Annotated in this window: 16 protein-coding genes; 9 read left to right on the top strand and 7 right to left on the bottom strand. The window is 56.8% G+C overall.

What is annotated here, in order from left to right:
• Positions 1-19: 19 nt before the first annotated feature.
• On the top strand, positions 20-475 hold the full coding sequence (locus HMPREF3155_RS01490) for a hypothetical protein (protein ID WP_141744808.1): 456 nt from the start codon (positions 20-22) through the stop codon (positions 473-475).
• A gap of 85 nt (positions 476-560) precedes the next feature.
• Here the strand turns inward: HMPREF3155_RS01490 and HMPREF3155_RS01485 are convergent, their stop codons facing one another.
• Both HMPREF3155_RS01485 and HMPREF3155_RS01480 read right to left on the bottom strand, forming a co-directional pair.
• Positions 561-1,802, bottom strand: a complete 1,242-nt coding sequence (locus tag HMPREF3155_RS01485) for a M20 family metallo-hydrolase (protein WP_070432403.1) — start codon at positions 1,800-1,802, stop codon at positions 561-563.
• Between the two features lie 51 nt (positions 1,803-1,853).
• Positions 1,854-3,461 carry an amidohydrolase gene (locus HMPREF3155_RS01480; RefSeq protein ID WP_070432402.1) on the bottom strand — a complete coding sequence of 536 codons (1,608 nt, stop codon included), beginning with the start codon at positions 3,459-3,461 and terminating at the stop codon, positions 1,854-1,856.
• A gap of 112 nt (positions 3,462-3,573) precedes the next feature.
• On the opposite strand from HMPREF3155_RS01480, the gene HMPREF3155_RS01475 reads away from it, so the two are divergent.
• The 7 genes from HMPREF3155_RS01475 (at position 3,574) to HMPREF3155_RS01445 (ending at position 10,262) form a co-directional block, all read left to right on the top strand.
• Positions 3,574-4,698: a helix-turn-helix domain-containing protein gene (locus tag HMPREF3155_RS01475; protein ID WP_070432401.1), complete on the top strand. Its 1,125-nt coding sequence runs from the start codon at positions 3,574-3,576 to the stop codon at positions 4,696-4,698.
• Between the two features lie 182 nt (positions 4,699-4,880).
• A complete protein-coding gene (locus HMPREF3155_RS01470) occupies positions 4,881-6,233 on the top strand; it encodes an MFS transporter (RefSeq protein WP_070432400.1) in 1,353 nt (450 codons plus the stop codon).
• An 11-nt stretch (positions 6,234-6,244) separates the two neighbouring features.
• Complete coding sequence (locus HMPREF3155_RS01465) at positions 6,245-6,859, top strand: cation efflux transmembrane domain-containing protein (RefSeq protein WP_070432399.1); 615 nt, start codon at positions 6,245-6,247, stop codon at positions 6,857-6,859.
• An 88-nt stretch (positions 6,860-6,947) separates the two neighbouring features.
• Positions 6,948-7,175: a hypothetical protein gene (locus HMPREF3155_RS01460; RefSeq protein ID WP_070432398.1), complete on the top strand. Its 228-nt coding sequence runs from the start codon at positions 6,948-6,950 to the stop codon at positions 7,173-7,175.
• Positions 7,176-7,198: 23 nt separating this feature from the next.
• Positions 7,199-7,492: a hypothetical protein gene (locus HMPREF3155_RS01455; protein ID WP_148138206.1), complete on the top strand. Its 294-nt coding sequence runs from the start codon at positions 7,199-7,201 to the stop codon at positions 7,490-7,492.
• 160 nt (positions 7,493-7,652) lie between these two features.
• Positions 7,653-8,930: an arginine deiminase gene (locus HMPREF3155_RS01450; protein ID WP_061920904.1), complete on the top strand. Its 1,278-nt coding sequence runs from the start codon at positions 7,653-7,655 to the stop codon at positions 8,928-8,930.
• A gap of 15 nt (positions 8,931-8,945) precedes the next feature.
• On the top strand, positions 8,946-10,262 hold the full coding sequence (locus HMPREF3155_RS01445; RefSeq protein ID WP_061920901.1) for an amino acid permease: 1,317 nt from the start codon (positions 8,946-8,948) through the stop codon (positions 10,260-10,262).
• Here the strand turns inward: HMPREF3155_RS01445 and HMPREF3155_RS01440 are convergent.
• The 3 genes from HMPREF3155_RS01440 to HMPREF3155_RS01430 all read right to left on the bottom strand — a co-directional run bounded on the left by HMPREF3155_RS01440 (position 10,259) and on the right by HMPREF3155_RS01430 (position 13,761).
• On the bottom strand, positions 10,259-11,233 hold the full coding sequence (locus HMPREF3155_RS01440; RefSeq protein ID WP_061920899.1) for a nucleoside hydrolase: 975 nt from the start codon (positions 11,231-11,233) through the stop codon (positions 10,259-10,261). The genes HMPREF3155_RS01445 and HMPREF3155_RS01440 overlap by 4 nt on opposite strands.
• 104 nt (positions 11,234-11,337) lie before the next feature.
• Positions 11,338-12,912 carry a PTS ascorbate transporter subunit IIC gene (locus HMPREF3155_RS01435; RefSeq protein ID WP_070432396.1) on the bottom strand — a complete coding sequence of 525 codons (1,575 nt, stop codon included), beginning with the start codon at positions 12,910-12,912 and terminating at the stop codon, positions 11,338-11,340.
• Positions 12,913-12,921: 9 nt separating this feature from the next.
• Entirely contained in the window at positions 12,922-13,761 is an 840-nt protein-coding gene (locus tag HMPREF3155_RS01430; RefSeq protein ID WP_070432395.1) for a PTS sugar transporter subunit IIAB, read from the bottom strand.
• 375 nt (positions 13,762-14,136) lie between these two features.
• Here HMPREF3155_RS01430 and HMPREF3155_RS12755 point away from each other — a divergent pair, with 375 nt between their 5' ends.
• The gene (locus HMPREF3155_RS12755; RefSeq protein WP_148138205.1) at positions 14,137-14,532 is read left to right on the top strand and encodes a hypothetical protein; all 396 of its coding nucleotides are present in this window, start codon (positions 14,137-14,139) and stop codon (positions 14,530-14,532) included.
• On the opposite strand, the gene HMPREF3155_RS01420 is transcribed toward HMPREF3155_RS12755, so the two are convergent.
• On the bottom strand, positions 14,451-15,635 hold the full coding sequence (locus HMPREF3155_RS01420) for a Fic family protein (RefSeq protein WP_235591005.1): 1,185 nt from the start codon (positions 15,633-15,635) through the stop codon (positions 14,451-14,453). The genes HMPREF3155_RS12755 and HMPREF3155_RS01420 overlap by 82 nt on opposite strands.
• Positions 15,636-15,863: 228 nt before the next feature.
• On the bottom strand, positions 15,864-19,220 hold the full coding sequence (locus tag HMPREF3155_RS01415) for an exonuclease domain-containing protein (protein ID WP_070432394.1): 3,357 nt from the start codon (positions 19,218-19,220) through the stop codon (positions 15,864-15,866).
• Positions 19,221-19,335 lie beyond the last annotated feature (115 nt).

Below are 19,335 nucleotides of genomic sequence, written 5' to 3'. Positions count from 1 at the left end.
TCGAGGCAAGGCTTTCGAGATGACTAAGGAATTGCTCCGTCCTCTTGCCGTAACTGCAATCGTCGCTCTGTCCTTAAACAGCACGGTCGTGCCTACTGCCCAAGGGTTTAGCTCCGGGTCATCGTTTGGGGGTTCCTACCTCGGTGGCTTTGGAAAGAGCGAGTGGGTCAGCCCAGTGGGAATGATCGCCCGCGTAGAAAACGGCGAAATCGTGATGGACCGTCCGCTCAACGAGGGCGATGACGTCGAACAACTCGTAAAATACGGGCACGCTGACAACCTCACGCTGCTGCCAAGCGACATCGGCAGCTGGGGCGAAAGCTACTTCCCGATTCTGGATCAGAAGGTTCTCGCTGGCAAGATTTCGCTGCGCTTTATCCGGGGCTGCTGGGGTCTTAGAGTATGTTCAACGCGCAGACCGCCTCAATTGAGGTTCGCGTATCCCGCGAAATTACTGCCGATTGGAATGCTATAAAACCGGCAACCGTTGTAATCGCGGGCCGTGGCGGCTGGCAAGCGCGCAGGTAACGCCGCTGGACAAGTAACTCGAGCCAGGTGTTTTAGGTCAGCGCGCCCTCAACCAGGCGCGCTGCCACGTGGGTAAATACATCAAGACCTGCAACGCAGTCTTCATCCTTGGTGTATTCCGCCTCATTGTGGGAGACGCCGTCAACGCTTGGGATAAAGAGCATGACGGTCGGTACGTGCTCCTTCATATTCGTCGAGTCGTGCCCAGCCACGGTGAAGATCTCCTGGTGAGAATAGCCCAGCTCTTCAACCACTTCACGCGCAAGTTCCACACCGGCCTCTGGATACGGGTTGAGCGCCCACTCATGGGTAGTGTTCAGCTCAACACGGGTACGGGACTCTTCTTCCGCTGCCGCAATAATCTCCCGAACGCGCTTCTGCGCGGTCTCCAGCGTCTCGCTATTCGGCGAGCGTAGGTCGATATTGAAGCGCACCTCACGGGCAATGGTCACCGGCGAGTTTGGCTCCAAGGTCAGCTGGGACACAGATGCCTGAAGCTCAAACTCTGGAAACTCTCGCGTTAAACGCTGTACTTCGGCAATGATGAGAGAAGCGCCAAACAGCGCATCACGACGATCCACCATCATGGTGGAACCGGTATGTCCCTGCTCACCGTGCACTACCGCCTGGAACTTCTTCGCGCCCCAGGTCGCGGTCACCAGGCCGATGGTGTTGCCAGCAGCCTCCAAACCCTTGCCCTGTTCAACATGGATTTCGCCATAGGAAACCACCTTCGGGGCCTGCTCGACCGGGGTCCATTTCGCTTCCTCAAAAGCCTCTGCCACGGTGGTTCCTGCAAGGTCCGTCGATTCCAGCGCCTTTTCCAACGGCATAACTCCGGTGAACACGGAGCTGCCCATCATGGACGGAGAAAAACGCGAGCCTTCCTCGTTGAACCAGTTGATTACGGCCAGGTTATAACGCGGCGAAATCTTCCCCTCTTCCGCATGGCGGGCCACCCGGTTTGCCGCATGCGCTGCCGCCAGCACGCCGTATGCACCGTCATAGCGCCCGGCCAAAGGCTGTGAATCGAGGTGCGAACCCAGGCCTACAAAAGGCGCGTCCGGAACGAACTCGAAGAGACCGTACTGATTGCCAATCTCGTCGTAGTGCACGCGCGCACCCATCGACTCCAGCACCTGCGCAAACCACGCACGATTAACGCGGTCGCCTTCGCTCGCAGCCTGCCTTTCGACGCCACCTCCCGCAGTCGCGCCGTTCGCCGACATCTCACGAAAGTCCGCCAGGTACTGTTCATCAGTTGTTGCTCGCATTATGTATTCCTTTCCGAGTTAATTCGCAATGTGTATTAGATTTTTTGGGTTTTAGAAGCTTCCGTAGCGAAGTTCGCCACCGACCACAGTCGCCAGAATTTCTATCTCAGATAGCGCTTCCACTTGTGTTTCCAGTGGGTTCGAGCCCAACAGAACGAAATCCGCGAGCTGCCCGGGCTTTATTTGTCCCTTTCGGCCTGCCCAGCCTGTAGCTACCGCTGAACCCGCGGTATACGCGTAAAGAGCTTCAGATACGGTGATCTTGTCTGCAGGCCCATATTCATTGCCCGCAGCAGTAGTTCTTTGCGCGAAAGCTTGCATGACTTCGAGTGGGATACCACGCGTCACCGGTTGATCTGAACTACCAGGCAGAGTCATTCCGGCATCAAGGAGACGCTTAGCTGGATAAGACAGCTCTACACGCTTGGCACCGAGTTTCTGCGCCATTGCATCACCGAATTCTTTAATGAAATACGGCTGTGGGACCAGAACTACAGGCAGCTTCGCCAAGCGATCAATCTGTTCTGCTCTAACAACGCCTCCATGTTCGATTCGGTGCGGAATCTTGGGTGCGCCGTGCACACGAATGGCTTCTTCGAGCGTTTCAATCGCGAAGTCAACCGCAGCATCACCGATTGCGTGTAAAGCGAGTGACCATCCGGCGCCCGCTGCCATTAAGGCATTACGCTTGATTAGCTCCGGGTCGCCTTGAAAATAGCCTGAATGCTGGCAGCACTCATAATTCTCCGTCATCGCAGCCGTAGTCCCAAGCAGGGAGCCGTCCGTAAAAATCTTGGTGGGGCCAATTTGCAACCATTCGTTACCGAGCCCGCTTCGGATGCCGGCGTCGATACCCCAACCTATGCCATCAGTTTGATGCCCATCGAGTTCGTGGAGAACATCCATGGTCACCATTACCTGCGTACGGACTTGTAAATCAGCAGCTTGGTAAGCCGCAATCTCGCGAGGGCTATGTCCAATCCATCCGCCCGCTACACCAGCATCAGTAACTGACGTAATTCCTCGTTCGAGGTAAACTTGGTGCGCTCGTTCCAATGCACTTGAAATCTCAGTTTGAGATTCAGGCAAAAGCACCTGCTGAATCGGGCGCATCGCATTTTCGTCCAGCAAACCAGTACATCGACCAGCTGAATCGCGAACGAATTCTCCGCCTTCTACTGTCGGCGGCGCCGCAGGATCAATTCCCGCTAATTCGAGTGCACGAGTATTAACGGTATAAGCATGGCCAGAGTTGTGTTTGATAAGAAGCGGACGTCCAGCGGCCGCGCGATCCAACTCGCTAAGTTCAAGGGTCTGTCCACCCAAGCTAGATGCGACGAAGCCCGAAGCAATAATCCATTCGCCAGAAGGCTCAGCGGAGGCAACTGCATCATATACATCTTGCGCGCTAACAACCTTGGACAAATCAACTTCCATGAGCGTTTGCCCGAACCACACGGAGTGCGAATGCACATCGTTAAACCCTGGGGTAAGGACTTTTCCTTGTGCATCCCAACGTTCACCCGGAAGAGCTAACGCAGCATCATCAAGGGCAAGTATCTTCCCATTCGCGAAGGCAATCGCATGCGCTTCAGGGTAAGACGGATCCTGAGTCAGTACATGAGCATCGTAGATGATAGTGATTTGATTCTGATTCATTCACTCCTCCTTACTTATGCTGCAAGTCACACTAAGCGAAGAAGGGCAGCTGCACAGTCATTTCCCACAAATTGAGTCATTTTCCCACCCTTTAGCCAGTAGTGTTGTGCATATGCACGATGGCGATTGGGAAAGAATCCTCAAAGAAGTTCAGTCAGACATCCCAGGATTGGTCGATGACTTCATTGCTGATTTCAGCAGTCTTGGCAGCTATGGCAACTCCCCTGTCAGTGAGAAAGAACTTCGCCGCACTGCTTTTGAGGTGCTCACCATGCTGATGGAGGCCATCGCAGGCACACTGGACGACACGACTTTTCGCCAGCATGCAGACGCCTTAGGACGCAGACGCGCGCAGCAAGGCGTCCCCATCAGCACGCTCATAGATGCAGTTCAACTGGATTTTCTGGTGATTTGGAACCGCATCCGTCAAGCCGCCGGAGGAAACCAAGAAGTACTTATCTCTCACGTGGACCAACTGCACAATGCGGTCGCAAAATACAATTTCTTCGTTCGCGATGGCTTCCGGAGAGAAAATGCCCGTATTGCGCAAGATTTACGCCTAGCCAACGCCCGCCATCTCGACAAATTATTCTCCTCCGCCTCCATTGACACCATCACAATCAAGGAAATAGCCCAAACAATAGGCTGCGACGCACATAGCAATTTCAAAGTCGTCGTTTTCCACGCAAACAGCGCCTTGAAAGCTCGAGACGCACTCGAACTTGCAACAGCGGAAGGAAAGATCTTCGGCTATCCGCACAATGGTTTATTCACCGCTTTCTGGCCCATAAGCGCCGAGAATCAGCCGAACATTCCAGCATTACCCAGCGCTGTTTTCAGTAAGGTCGAAGGGCTTGCAAATGTCCGCGATGCAGTACTAGCTAGCCCCAAACTCTTTGAGGCTTCACGCACGCCCACACAGCCGACCCCAGCCCATGAACTATCTTGGGCAATTGCAGGAAGCGCACTCGCATCTTTTCCCGGTTCGAAGCAAAACGAGCTAAGCGCCGATATTACGAAGTTACGCAATTCCAACTCCCCGGCCCTAGAAACTGTAGAAGCTTATCTTCGCACCGGCTCAATCAAACAAACAGCAGCCATCAGCTACTGCCACCGCAACACTGTCATCAATCGGCTCAGCCAATTCGCAGATGCAACAGGCTACGACGTCACGCGTCCTTACGACGCTGCCGCAGTCATTCTCGCGCTCAACTATAAACCGGTAACCACTTTCTAATCCTCTTCCCCCGCCTCTCGATCCACACGGCAAACACGCCCTTCAAGCCATGGGCTGTGCAATTGCACAGCCCATGTTCAATCCGCAGGAAAAATCCCAACTTTTATATTTTTCATCCCGCTACAATTTCTCCACCGTTATTGTGTTATCCACACCACACCTTAACGACAGGAGGGAATATCTTGACTGGCCCGACCGCTCCCCTAGACACTCAGTCTTCAACCCCCGAGCAAGTCGAAGTCAACTCCAAAGACGTATTCAAAATTGCTAGCTCAGCATTCATTGGTACCGCGCTTGAGTGGTATGACTTCTTCCTGTTCGGCACCGCCTCAGCATTGGTCTTCAATGACCTCTTCTTCTCCGACGCCAGCGAAACCACAGCAACTCTCGCGTCTTTCGCGACGCTAGGCGTTGGCTTCCTTGCTCGACCTTTTGGCGCAATTTTATTCGGCCAGATCGGCGACAGGATGGGACGTCGCCCAGCACTTCTCATCTCGATTGTCGCTATCGGCGTAGCAACGGGCTTAATCGGCCTATTACCTAATTACAATTCAATCGGCATTTGGGCTCCGATTGCGCTAACCGTTCTACGTCTTGTACAGGGAATTGCAGTTGGTGGCGAGTGGGGCGGCGCCACCACGATGGCAATTGAACACGCACCTGCAGAAAAGCGAGGGCGCTACGCCGCATTCGTCCAAATTGGCTCGCCCGCTGGCACGCTCCTTTCTTCTGGCGTCTTCTCCCTCATCCTCATGCTGCCTGATGACGCAGTTTCAAGCTGGGGTTGGCGCATTCCTTTCTTGATCGCGTTCCCATTCCTCGCAATTGCGCTTTATATCCGCACAAAAGTAGAGGAATCTCCGGTCTATCAAGCCTTGGAGAAGGAAGCAGAAGAAGATGAAGCGAAACACAAAGGATCCCTCAAAGAACTATTTACCGAGCACTTCGGGCAAATAGTTCTTGCCGCTGCAGCAGCCCTGCTCGGAATCGGCGGGTTCTTCGTATTGACCACCTACACCATCAGTTACGCCACAATCACCTTGAACTTCGAGCGCCAAACGGTAGTCAATGCGACGCTCGCTGCCGCTGTTTGCCAGATCTTCATCAACCTTTACTTTGGCCGGCTCGGCGAGAAGATCGGGCCAGGCAAAGTAATGGGCTGGGGAGGTATTGCAACTGCTGTCATGGCCTATCCCATCTGGGCAATGATCGACTCTGGAAACGCAGCCTTGTTAACTGTGGCTGTCTGTCTCGGCCTCTCGTTAGTAACGAGCACCTACTCTGTCTCCGGCGTTCTTTTGTCCGAAATCTTCCCAGCGAACGTCCGCTATTCCGGCGTCGCTATCGCTGCAAACATCGCTGGAGCAATTTCCGGACTCCTGCCGTTTATCGCGACTGCAATGAACGCTTCAAACGAGACGCCAAGCTCGATTCCTGGAGTTATCATCCTCGTGGCAATCTCCCTGATTACAGCGTTGGGCTCATTCTGGGCTGAGCGTCACCGTCGTACCGATGACGTGGTCGTTAAAGACTAATATCGAGCTCCGTGAGCTCTGAACTAACTTCTTCTACCCTCGGCACCCGCGCCCGGCGCGTGGTGGCGGGGGTTGCCACATTGAACCTGTTTGGCTTCATCGTTGAAGTGGCCATGGCCTGGCACATCGGCTCGGCTTCACTGCTTGCCGACGCCGCGGATTTCCTTGAAGACTTCCTCATCAACGCACTCGTCTTGGCGGCGCTTGGATGGTCGGTAGCGGGGCGTCGGAAAGCAAGTTACGGGCTTGCGGGACTTATCCTCATTCCGGCAATCGCGGCCTTTGCCACTGCAATCTGGAAGATGATTAGCGGCACTCCGCCAGAAGCCTTCCTGCTTTCCGGTACCGCGGTATTTGCTATGCTCATCAACCTACTTTGCGCGGTATTGCTACTTAGCCTGCGCAAGCATGGAAGCGCGCTGACCAAGGGCGCCTGGCTGGCGGCCCGTAACGACGTAGCGGCCAATCTTCTTATCCTGCTGGCTGGCGTTATCACCATCTGGTGGTTTAGCCCGTGGCCGGACATCGCTGTCGGCATTGTAGTAGGCGCTATCAACTTGAGCGCTGCGAAGGAAGTTCTAGAAGCCGCCCAGGCAGAGGACCCAGAACTAGAGCTAGAGGAATAGTCCCCATTTTCCGAGGGCACTTGGGACTTTTGCCCCATACTCCTTATCAGAACCGCTGACCTCGATAAGGAAGGAACCTAGATCTCTCATGCAGTCCCAGACCACGCAGATGCCAGCCCTGACGCCTGAACGCATCGCACAGGAACGCTCCCAGATTCAGTCCAACAAGAAGGCAATGGCGCGCGTCGCCAAGCTCGAGCGTGAAGCCTTGCCTGAGGCACGCAAGCAGGAACGCGACTTAGATACCGTGTTCCTAGGCATCCTGTCTGGGGTCCTGCTGGTCTACATGGCGCTGATGGCTGCCGCTTTGGTTTAGGTGAGAATGCCGTGGTGACCACGATGGAAATTCCCAACCGATACCGCAGCAAAGCCTTCGCGGAAAAAGCCCGCGAATCGGCACGCATGGCAAAGGCTTTGGAAAACGCCAAGCGGGAGGAACAAGAGGCCGGACGCGGCACCACCTATCTGTTGGCCGTGCTGTGCGCCTTGGTAGGTATCAGCATCTTCATCAAGGTTTGGCCGTGGGTTTTGGCTTTCTGCGCCGTCGTCATCGCGACGGTTATCGTCGTCGCGCTTCTCCCCGCCTCCTACGACGAGTCCTACCCCCAGACGGGTGCAACGCGAAATTCCTGAATCTTTTGCGAATTATGCAAATCTTATTCACTACCAGCAGCATGAATGATATGTATGATTCAAATTACTATTCATTTCGTCATGTGACCCATAACTCATAAGGGTTTAGTTACTGTTGCCTCCAGCACCAAATACTTGAAAAAGGAAGGCACAGATTTACATGATGGATTCTGTTGAAACCTCCGGTAACAAAGACGGACAGCAACTCGGCGCTTGGTCAGAGGTAGGCAAACTCCGCCAGGTAATGGTCTGCCGCCCCGGCTTGGCACACGAGAGGCTCACTCCAAACAACTGCAAGGAGCTGCTTTTCGACGACGTCCTGTGGGTCGAGGAAGCGCAACGCCACCACGATGAGTTCGTCGCCCGCATGGAAGAGCGCGGCGTCGAGGTGTTGCACATGCGCATCCTGCTAGAAGAAACGCTGGCGACCAAGGAAGGCCGCGAGTTCATCCTCGGCAACAAGCTACTGGATAAGAACGTCGGCGTGGGCGTGGGCAGCGAATTGCGCGAGTGGTTTAGCGGGCTGGACAACAAGACGCTGGCCGAACTTCTCATCGGCGGAGTGCCTTTCAACGAAATCCCCAAAGGCCTCGGCCACGGCGTCATTGACACCATGCGCAACGTGTACGCTCCCGATGAGTTCGCGCTGCGTCCTCTGCCCAATAGCCAGTTCTCCCGCGATAACTCCGCCTGGATTTACGGCGGTGTCTCGCTGAATCCGATGCGCCTTCCTGCCCGCCACCAGGAGACGATGCTCACGCGTGCTATCTACCGCTACCATCCGCGCTTTGCCAACGCATCCTTTGAGTTCTGGTACGGCGACACGGACGAGGACCCAGGCCTTGCCGCCCTCGAAGGCGGCGACATCATGCCGGTGGGCAATGGTGCAGTCCTAGTGGGCATGGGCGAGCGCACTACTTGGCAGGGTGTGAGCCGCTTGGCCAGCAACCTGTTCAAGGCGGGTGCAGCAGAAAAGGTCATCATCGCAGCCATGGCCCCAGATCGCGCCTCGATGCACCTGGATACCGTGTTCACCTTCCTCGACGCCGACAAGGCCACCGCCTATCCGCGCGTGGTGGATACCATCCGTCCGCTTATCCTGCGCCCTGCAGATGATCAGAAGAAGCTGGAACTCGAAAGCCCAGACAAGCACTTCGTCACGGTGGTCGAGGAAGCGCTCGGCCTGGATAAGCTCCACGTCGTAGAAACTGGCGGCAATTCCTATGCCGCGGCGCGTGAGCAGTGGGATGACGCCAACAACGTGGTTGCCTTGGAGCCCGGAGTGGTCGTGGCTTACGATCGCAACAAACACACCAATGCCAAGCTTCGCGACGCCGGCGTCGAAGTCATCGAGATCGGCTCCGCCGAACTGGGCCGTGGTCGCGGTGGCGGACACTGCATGACCTGCCCTATCGTGCGCGATGCAGTGGACTACTAAGGGGAGAACTAGCCGATGACAACTTTTGACACTGCCGCGCCCGCCGCGGACGAGACCGCATCTACTGCCTCCCCAGTAGGTCGCGAGGGAAAGAAGACCGAAGGTACTGCGCTGGGCTGGGTGCTCGCGCTCTTCGGCACCGCGATGGGCGCAGGTATCCTCTTCCTTCCGCTACAGGCGGGCACCTTTGGCTTCTGGCCGCTGGCCTTTGCTACGGCCATCATCTTCCCAGTGGTCTATTTCTCCCACCGCACCTACGCGCGCATCGTCTCGGGCGCTCCGGTCAAAGACCACGGGCTTGACGTCCTCGAGCTGGTACGCAAGTACTTGGGCCGGCATACCGGCCTCTTCGTGGCATTGATGTACTCGCTGGCGAACATCCCCACGGTGTTCATCTACGCCATCTCGTTGACCAACGCCATCGACAGCTTCATTGTCAATCAGCTCCACGGACCATCCATTAACCGCTGGGTTCTTTCGGTCCTGTGCGTGGGCATCCTGACCGGCATCTTCGCCATCGGCCGCAAGCCCATGCTGTGGCTGGCGCAGGCACTGGTCTATCCGCTCATCATCTCTTTGGCTGCTACCTCGATTTATCTGATCCCGCAGTGGGACCTGCGTTCCTTCATGGAAGTGGAATATCAAGATGGCAGCTGGCCTTATATTCTGCTGGGCTCGGTGCTGATTCTGCCGGTTCTTGCCTTTTCTTTCTCGCACATGGCCGGCCTTTCCCAATTCTCCGTGGATATGCAGCCAACCTACGGCGAGAAGACGGAAAAGCGCGTTACCCGCATCGAGCTCTACACCGCCGCTCTGCTGGTCATCTTCACGATGTTCTTTGTCTGGTCCTGCGTGTTGGCCTTGGGCGCCGATGGCATGAAGGAAGCAACGGAGCAGAACCTGCCCGTGCTGTCCTACTTCGCCAACGTCACCGGCGTACCGCTGCTTGCCTGGCTGGCCCCGATGGTCGTTATCTTCGCGATTATTACCTCTTACTTCGGCACCATGCTCGGCGCTGAGGAGGGCACCTCTTACATGGTGCGCCTCATCGCGCCACGCACTGCGAACCGTCTGAACCGCCGCGGATTGCTCACCATCGTCTACACGTTCATCTTTGTCACCGGCACGCTGGTCTCGGTGTTCAATCCGCCAATTCTCAACCTCATCTACTTGGTGGGTGGCGTCTTCGATGCGGTGCTTATCTTCCTGCTTCCGGTCTACATGTTCCACCGGGTCAAGGAGTACAAGGCCTACCGCCATGACCCGTGGAACTACTTTGTGTTCTTCTTTGGTTCGGTGATTCTGGCAGTCACCATCTGGGACCTGTTCTAGTCCGCTTTCTGAATCGGACGGTTTGGGTTGGTCTGGGTTTCCAGGACGTCGTCAAGCAAGCCAAAGAAGCTTTCGCGGTCCGCCTTTTCGATGACCGTCGCGTTAGCTTCCAAGCCAAAGGTCTCCCAGGCCATTGCCGCATAGCCTCGCGTAATACCGTTGCCCGTGACCACGTCTACCTTGTAGCGCCCGGATTCTTGGATGAGTTCTGGGTGCAACAGCGTTGCTAGCGTCATCGAATCCGGGTGGGTGGAACCACCAATACCGGCGGCTTCATCGAAGTCCAAGGTGGTATCGCACATGGCCTTGAAAAACTTGGCAATCGGGGTGCCCACCGCGACCTTTTGGTCATACTCCGCGCGCGGCATGGTGGCGTCATTGAAGGTCACTGGATCCCACGGCATCACGACGATGTCCGCGAAGCCGGCGCTGAAGACAATCTGCGCCGCTTCCGGATCGACGTAGAAGTTAAACTCCGCGGCCGGCGTAATGTTTCCACGGCCATTGTTGGAACCGCCCATGATGTAAAGCGACTTCACATTCTTTACAAAGTTGCGGTCTTTGACCACTGCCGTTGCGATATTCGTCAGCGGCCCGATTGCCACCACGGATACCTCGCCTGGGTTCTCCGCGGTGATACGCAACAGGGCGTCGACAGCATGCTCTTTTTCTACCTCGCAGCCCGAGTAGTCCATGCTGAGGCCTCCCGAACCGTCACCGTGCACGTCTTCTGCCGAGGCCCACTCCTGCAGCATCGGCTGCGAGCAACCGGCATAGATAGGCACCTCGCCCAGCTTGCCCGCCGCATTCAAGGTCATGTGCGCATTCTTAATCTGCTGCTCAAAGCCCACGTTGCCAGCCACCATCGTGATGGCACGGAAATCCGCGCGCTTGTCCAACAATCCAACCAAGATTGCTACGCAATCGTCTTGGGCGGTATCGGTATCGAGAATGAAAGGAACGGTAGACATTATCTTCCTTAAGCAGTGTGGACATCGGCTAGTTAGGCCTCCAATTTATCCTGTGCACGGGCGCGCAAAAAAGCGCGCAAGGACATCCTTGCGCGCTTTGTAGGTTAGACCCGAGAAGGAGGAACCGGAGCACCCTTCGGAGGAAGCACCTTGGGGTACTTCTTCGAAGCTGCGGTCTGGCCAGCGGCAAGCGGCTTAACGCCAGATGCCTCAGCCTTTGGGGTGGCAGCGCCCGGCTGCTCACGCCACGGGGTGGGGTCCCAGTTGGTGGCCACAAGCTTGCGCTGAGAGAACCAGCCCAGGGCCAAGACGACTAAGCCAAGTACAGCGATGAGCACGAGGCCCAACGCTCCACCGGCCTTGGAGGACCAGCCCAGGAGCAGGCCGAACCAGCCAAAGTCGGCGTCGCCAAAGGTGGTGTTTGCATCGCCGAAGGAGCCGAGGACGCCGAGGAGGAAGGCCGGCAGGAAAGTGATGATGAGGCCGTTAACAAACGCACCGAAAATGGCGCCGCGGCGTCCGCCGGTTGCGTTGGCGTAAACGCCCGCTGCACCACCTGTGAAGAAGTGCGGCACGAGGCCTGGCAGGATCAGCGCCACGCCGAATGTTGGGCCGAGCCATGCGGCCAGAACAGCGAGGCCGATGAGGCCGCCGATGAAGGAGAAGATGAAGCCCACCAGCACGGCGTTTTGTGCGTACGGGAAGACGATAGGCGCGTCCAGAGCCGGGATGGCACCGGGGACGACCTTGGCGGCGATGCCCTGGAATGCAGGGACGAGCTCGCCCAGGATGGTGCGCACGCCGAAGAGGATCACGGCCACGGCCACGCCGAATTGGAGGCCTTGGGTAAAGGACTGCATGAGGTAGTTACCCACGTTGGTGGCACCGCCTTCGAATGCAGTGAAGGCCTCCTCGGTACCAGCGCGCACCATGAACATGACGGCGAGCACGATGTACATGAGAGCCATGGACAGTGCGGTAGCCACCATGGAGTCACGCAGGAAGCGCAGGCCTTCGGGAAGCTTGAGCTCCTCCGTAGACTTAGACATCTTCTCGCCCTTGCCGCCAACTGCCTTGCCCACGGCACCGGCAGCGAGGTAGCCGGCGGTACCGAAGTGACCAATTGCGATGGAGTCGTCGCCGGTGATGCGGCGCGTCCACGGGTGTGCGATGGCAGGCAGGGAGACCATCAAGATACCCAGCAACGCGGCGCCGAAGGCAACCACGATCCACGAAGAGTATCCAGCAGGTGCAAGGACCATGGTCAGCAAGGTGGCCATGAACAGCACGTGGTGGCCGGTCAGGAACACGTAGCTCATCGGGGTAAACCGGGCCAGAATCAGCGAGACCACGAAGCCCAGGATCATAATCCAGGCCACTTGGGAGCCGAACTGATTTTGGGCAATGCCCACGATGGCCTCGTTGGTGGGCACCACGCCCTGCGCGCCGGTGGCGCCGGTGATCATGGCGCCGAGCGGCTCAAGGGAGGCGGTGACCAAGCCGGCACCCGCGCCCACCAGAAGGAAGCCGAGTGTGGCCTTGATGGCGCCGCCGAGGACCTGGCCCACGCCACGGCCCATCGCGGCGAGACCCACCGCGGTAATGATGCCGATTAGGAACGCCGGCACTGAGAGAATTTCATTGACCAAGAAGTTGGCAATGTTCAACAAGACATCCATGAGCGCTCCTTAGACGTCGTAAAGCTCGCGCAGAGCAGAATCGATTTCGGACATGTTCGTAAAGTCTTCGATGACGTGGACGGGCACCCCGACGTCGCCAAGCGTTGCAGCGATCTCCCCGGAGGTAAGCAGGAAGTCAGCTTCCTTCGCACGCCCCTTGGCCGAAATCGTGTCTGTTGCCTCGACGGTGAGGTACTTGCCCCAGCCCCATTCATCAAGGACCTGCTCCAGCGTGTTCTTCAGGAACAACGACGTGCCCAGGCCATTGCCGCACACGGTGTAGATTTTGCCCTTTGAGGCCACCGAATCAGCCGCGGTCTGGTGCTCGGCGCCCTCTCGCGCGTCACTGTGATCAGTTGCAAGAGCCGCGCTTGCCGACGCCGCCCCTGCCCCACCGTTCGCAACATCCGCAAGCACCTGGCGCAGCTCAGCTTCGCTTTCTACAGAATCCAGACGCGCACGCACGTCCTTCTTCCCCAGCAGCCCGGCCAGCTCTTTCATAGCCTTCAGGTGCTCGGATGAATCCTTCGCCGCAAGTGCTACGACAAGAGTCACGGGGTCATTGGTCTTGGAACCGAACTCCACTGGTCGATCCAGGCGGACCCACGACAACGCCGTTTCCCGCACTGCCTCCGACGGCCGCGCGTGGGCAAAAGCGAAGCCCGGTGCGACCACAATGTACGGTCCGTTTTCCTCCACCGAGCGCACCATGGCCTCGGTGTATGCCGGGCTCGTCTTGCCCGCCGCAACGAGCAAACCGCCCGCCAACTCAATAGCCTCACGCCAGTCACCAGCACGGCCATGCAGATCAACCGCATCCTCCGCGAGCAACGCATTCAGCATGGACATACGTGTCCTCCTACCTTTATTCTTTGCCGGCCACGAAAGATATGACCAGCCCTAGCTAAAGTAATTACCAGGTATGCAAACGTTTACCTAGTCGTTGACGAAGATTTAGGCACATGCCACTCAACACTCGTTTCTGCCTTTATCACGCAACCAAGAATGGAAGCCGCATTCGCACTTGCACACCTTCAAGCAGAGCAGTCCGAAAGTTTTTACGCCGCGGCTTTCAAAAACGCTCCCAATCACATCATCGGCACACAACTCACTGATGCCTTCTGGCGCTTTAGCCGTATTAACCAAGCCGCGAATTTCGCGCCCACCGACTGATCAACCAACATTCACATCGCAGACCGTGCATCACACGATTACTGGCCTGAATTGGTTGCAGATCGCTCGCAAGGCGATGAGTGGCTGGCACATCAAATGTATTGGCATGCGATGCCGGAGAATTGGGAAAACCTCGACTACGACGTTTTCTTGGCAGAGCGCAGCCAACTCATCGCATTCGTCGAAGCCGGCCTCCTCAAGCCCGGCGACCTCCTCGATCCCGTGGATCCAGAGTGGGTTGTCGATGCTGTGGTCAACGACGACGGCCAGCTTGTCATCGACGGCATCAACATCTTCGAGACCCTCGATGAAGCCACCGAGTCCTTGGACGTAACCAACCTCAGCAGCGAAGATTTCTGGGCTCGTCACTCTACGAGCCCAAGCCACGTCAATCCCGGCGCGGTAAGTGCCGTAACGAGCGGGCGCCGCGACAAGAACTCGACGTAGCCCATGCTCTCGAGCTCGGCAATCCCTTTACGCGCGGTCTGCTTAGACACTCGGACAACGCCGGCTACCTCGTCCAAGCTCAGGCCAGCACGTGGACCAAAAAGCGCGACCTGTCCAAGCAAGAATGCGATTGACAATGCCAGCTCGCTTGCAGCTCCTTCGCTCTCTAGCGCACGCAGGCTCTGTTCCAGCCTATTCAGTCGGTCGCTTCTTTCCTCGAGGGAGGACAACAAACGGGCCTGGGCAGCATTGACCATCGCAGCCATATCCTCGACAAAGAAAGTCAGCTCACCATAGTTCATGGGGTCTTCTGCCGTAGTGAAGGCATCGTAGTAGCGCCTCTTCTGCCTAAAGATTTCCGCCGAGAGCGACAACGCTGTCGGGGTAGAAAGTAGCCGTGATAGCCGAATGCTCAGGAGGAATCGCCCCATGCGTCCGTTGCCGTCGTAGAACGGATGGGTATGTTCAAACATGAAGTGCTCCACAAAGGCCGCGAAGAGCTGAACCCCGCGAGACTCATGAACAGAATCGAGCATCACCTCGAGGCGCGCCCGAATGGCGGACTCGCCCCGTGCGCCCGCATGAAGCTCACGCACTCCATCGTTTAGCGAAACATCACCAGTTCGGAAGAGCTCGCCATCGGGCACATCGGCTTTGTCTACTTCTTCGCCGACGAGGGAGTCGTACAGCGAGCGAATCTCAGACAGGTTTGAGGGAAAACCCAATGGTGGAAGGTCATCTCGCCCCAAAAATTCGCCGGGGAGGGCCAAGTATTGCCGCACCATTTCCCGGAATCGTCGCACTGGCGCGCCTTCCGACGCCTTTCCCATGCTGCGTTCAGCCTCAACCGCAGCGGCGACTTCTTTGCGGGTGGAGGAAATGTTCTCAATATCGTTGGTCGCCTTTATTTCATCGACCACCAGCTCGTGAAAATAGTGTTCCCTAGCCGTCACTGGAAGCTTCTGCCACAACGCAGCAATCTGAACCTCTTGGCGCCAGACGCGCTCCACCCTTTCTGCGAGACCACGGGTGTGAACGTAGAAAAGCCCGTGCTTGCCCACCTCATAGGGCCAGGTAAAAGCAGCAGGACTTGAACGCCGCACACGGAGCTGCTCAGCAACAAGCTCCCTGCCACCGCTCGTAGCACGATAAAACACCTTTTTCAGTGGTTCGTATTTTTCCACAGGCATTACACCGCCTAAACGTTAAAAATCGCGATTTTTGTAATTAAGCTACCCCAAAAACTCGCCTAAAATGAAAAATTCGCCCTTTTTAATCTTAAGCAATGCACGGGACTGCGTTATTTCAGCCCCCTTGCTCCATGAAATCCCCTAGAGCTCCTGAATAAGGTCAGCGATCTCGTCCTGGTGGCGATGACGGAAGACCGCCACCGTTCGCCGGCGCGGCGCCTGCGGGCTCAGTCCCAGTATCTCGTTAACTCGAGCTAGCGAATCTTCCGTCGATTCACCAGGCTGCATCAGCGTGCCGTCAAGTCCCACGAAGTCATAGAGGCGAGCCAACCCAGCCTCATGATGCTGGACAGCAGGTGCGATCGAGACATCAAAGGTCCTTTCTTTGCCCAGCTTGAGCCACACCCGCTGGCCCTCGCGGACACCGAGCTCGTCGAGGAACCGCTTTATCGTTGACAACGAGACTTGCTTAAGACGATTGACACGAACAAACTCCTCACCTAACCGGCTACTCAGCGCACAGCTCTCGCCCACTTTTACTCCGTAGTACGCAGCAATGGGCGCGGGCACAGCGAAGCCGCTGCCACGCAGGTGGTCCTTGTTAACTGTCAGCAAGAGGTTCCACTCGCCGTCACGGAGATAGGCATCGCGGGCATCTGCGATATCGCCCTCCATGACGTTTCCAGACTCATCCACTCGTGCAATAACCATGCCGTCGCGAGTCTCAAAATCTCCATTGGCCGCATATTGGCGGATCGAGAGTTCTGAAATTCGCAATCTCTCTGCCTGCGCTAGCAGCTCATTCAAAGCAATCGCAGGGACTTCCTGCGAGGAGCCTGCGGCATCGACAACCGTATGAGTTCGGGTGCTAGCGGCCAGGCGCGTAGAGATCCAGCTAGCAATACTCTTGAATTCCTCGTGTCCCCACTCCGTCAGCGCCCATTGATCGGCAGAGACTTTTGTCAGACGAGGATCAATGGAGAATTGATTAGAAGCAGACCGTGGGCTGCCGCCCCCGAGGGTATCCATGATCGCCTCTGCAGTCATCGGCTCACCGTTTATAGCAAGCACGCTCACAGCACGGTCTTGGTAGCTGCCGACCTTTGTCAGCACGTAATTGTCTAAGACTGCGACCTTAAGTTCCTCGTTGGTCACGATGTACTGCTCCAGCCGTTCCGGCGTAACTTCCAAGCCCACGGCGAGTTCATCAATCCGAACAATACCGTGGTCGTCCGCCAGCGTTGTTAGCTTCTCTGACAATGCCTGAGTGAAGCCATTGAACACCAACCAGCCGTTGACAACTTCCCATTGCTTGCCAATGCCCGTGAAGATTTCACCGAACGTTGCGTCAAACTCTGCCGGCTTTCGTACGAGATCAGGTAGCCCCCTTCGGAGCTCATCCACAGGCAAGATTGGACGGGCACGCTTACCCACAGCCGCCACGACTTCTTTAAAGAGAGCACTATTCTTCTCAAAATCTTCCGCCAATTGTCGCTCCAACTGACGGATCCTCTCGCGCGTGAGACCAAACGCGGTGCCGATGGAATCCAACGTCGCCCCACCAAGCCACCGGCTGCAAACGATTCCGCGTTTGCGTTCATCACCGTCAATGGCTCGATCGAGCTCATCCACGGCGCGTTGGAACAAAGCCCGCACTGGGGATTGGTGCTCAAGGTGTGCAGAAATTATGGGGACCTCGGCTGCGACGGCACTTGGTAACGACGCAACCTCTACAACCGCGCCATTTAGCTGTGCCCACCCGATGTACAACGCGGCTTGGTCCAACGCGCGGATTTCTTCGGACGTTCGACCCAAAAATTCAGCAGCGCGCCCAGCGGAGTCATCGTCGCTAAAAGGATTGTCACCAATGGGGATGTCACCATAAGGGTTCTCCGCTGCACCAATACTATCGATCACCGCGGCATTTCCACTGTCACTGGCTGCAAGAACCACAGCTTCCACCATGGCTACAAGCTTGTGTTCGCCTACTCCTGGAAGATCACGCAAGTCCTCCACGGTTGCCTCCAGCGGTTGCGGGAACCGCGCAAACCACTGTGTGTACCCGCTCTTGTAAGAACTTTGCACCTCGATCTCACTAAACGGCGTCAACTGGGGTGAGAGCTCCAGAAGCTTCCGTCTTGGGTGCTTGGCGCACCACTCCACCGCCAATGCCTTCGTGCCAGTGTGCGCACTTGTGCCAGAAACGCCAGTGCTCCACGGGAAGATCCCGTAGGTTTCTGTCAGATCAAGTTCAGCAGGCTGTGCCGACAGGTCCTGCTCCACGAATTGTCCGCCCCCAGACATACTGCCCAACAGACGAGCAAAGGCCGTCTCACCAATAATTGGGACGCCGTACTCCCTGGCCTTGCGCGCCTTTCCACTCATGGAGTCAGGGTTCGCAGCAACGAGTAGCACGGACTTCTTCGTCACGCCGCCGACACTTAGCCCTACTGCCATTGCGCGACGTTCCCATTCTTCTCGGGGAAGATCGAACTGCCCCGTAAACGTCACTCTGTCCCCAGCAGACAGGCTGATACCCAGTTCACTTTCCCCTCGCTGCGGTGCCGCAAGGAGTGCCTCGGCGGTATCGGCAGGCAGCCCCAGCTGCTCGTTGAGCAACAGCAGCGTGGCACGTTCTTCCTCTGTCACCTCACCATCAAGCCAAACCTCCACGGCGAGCTGCCGGATGAATTCTTCATGAATACTCATCACGTCATTGCTCGTGAGACCCTCCTGCTGCGCTTGGTTCTGCAGCTGGACAATTTCAGACTTGGAAAGTTCCTTATCTACCAACGCTGCCGCGAGCAGTTTCTTGTACTTCTCCGCATCTCCGGAGCCTTCAGGTGCTGCAGTATCTGCCAGGCGGACCAGCCATTCACCACGCTTGTGCGTCAAATCTTCTGCCAACGCGGTGCGAGGTAGAAGCGCGCCGCGGGCAGGAAACTCCTGCGGTGGGAGGGTAATTGCTCTGCTGCTTATCACCACATCAGTCCCTTGGCTAACCAGCCGGGCAAACAGCTCTGCAGTCGCCAGTGCATCTGCCAGTGCCGAGTGCGGACGGGCATTTGTAATCCCAACAACTTCCAAGGCGTGCTCAAGGGTTGCACCCTCGCCTGGATACGTCTGTTGGAACAACCGCTTGGTATCAACCACCCACGCCCCGTAGTTGGGCCACGCCACCCCTAAACTAGAAAACTCCCTCTGCAAGAACCGCGCCTCGAAAGGCGCATTGTGTGCGACCACCGTGCGCCCGTTGAGAAGTTCGAAGAATTCCCCTGCGACTTCGCCGAAAAGGGGCGCATCCACAACGTCAGTCGGTGTGATGCGGTGAACGAATGAGTTCGGAATATCCCGCTGCGGCTGCACCAAGGTCTCCCACGTTGACTCCACCTCCCGGTTGTGGTCCAACAGAACAACACCTATCTCGATGACTCGATCAGTCGAGCCAAAGCCTGTGGTCTCGAAGTCAACGACGGCGTATCGCTTAGGGGCAACCATGGGGCCTTCCTTCTAGCTTGTTGGATCAATGCGTTGAGCTACTCAATTGCGCTGCACACCACATCATATGTGTCGACATGTCTCGAGTCTGTCGGCCTGGCCCAGATCGGTGTCC

The sequence above is a fragment of the Corynebacterium sp. HMSC06D04 genome (assembly GCF_001807315.1).
GTDB lineage: Bacteria > Actinomycetota > Actinomycetes > Mycobacteriales > Mycobacteriaceae > Corynebacterium > Corynebacterium simulans.
The sequence above is the reverse complement of the archived record's forward strand: the minus strand, read 5'-3'. Positions and strand labels throughout refer to the sequence as shown.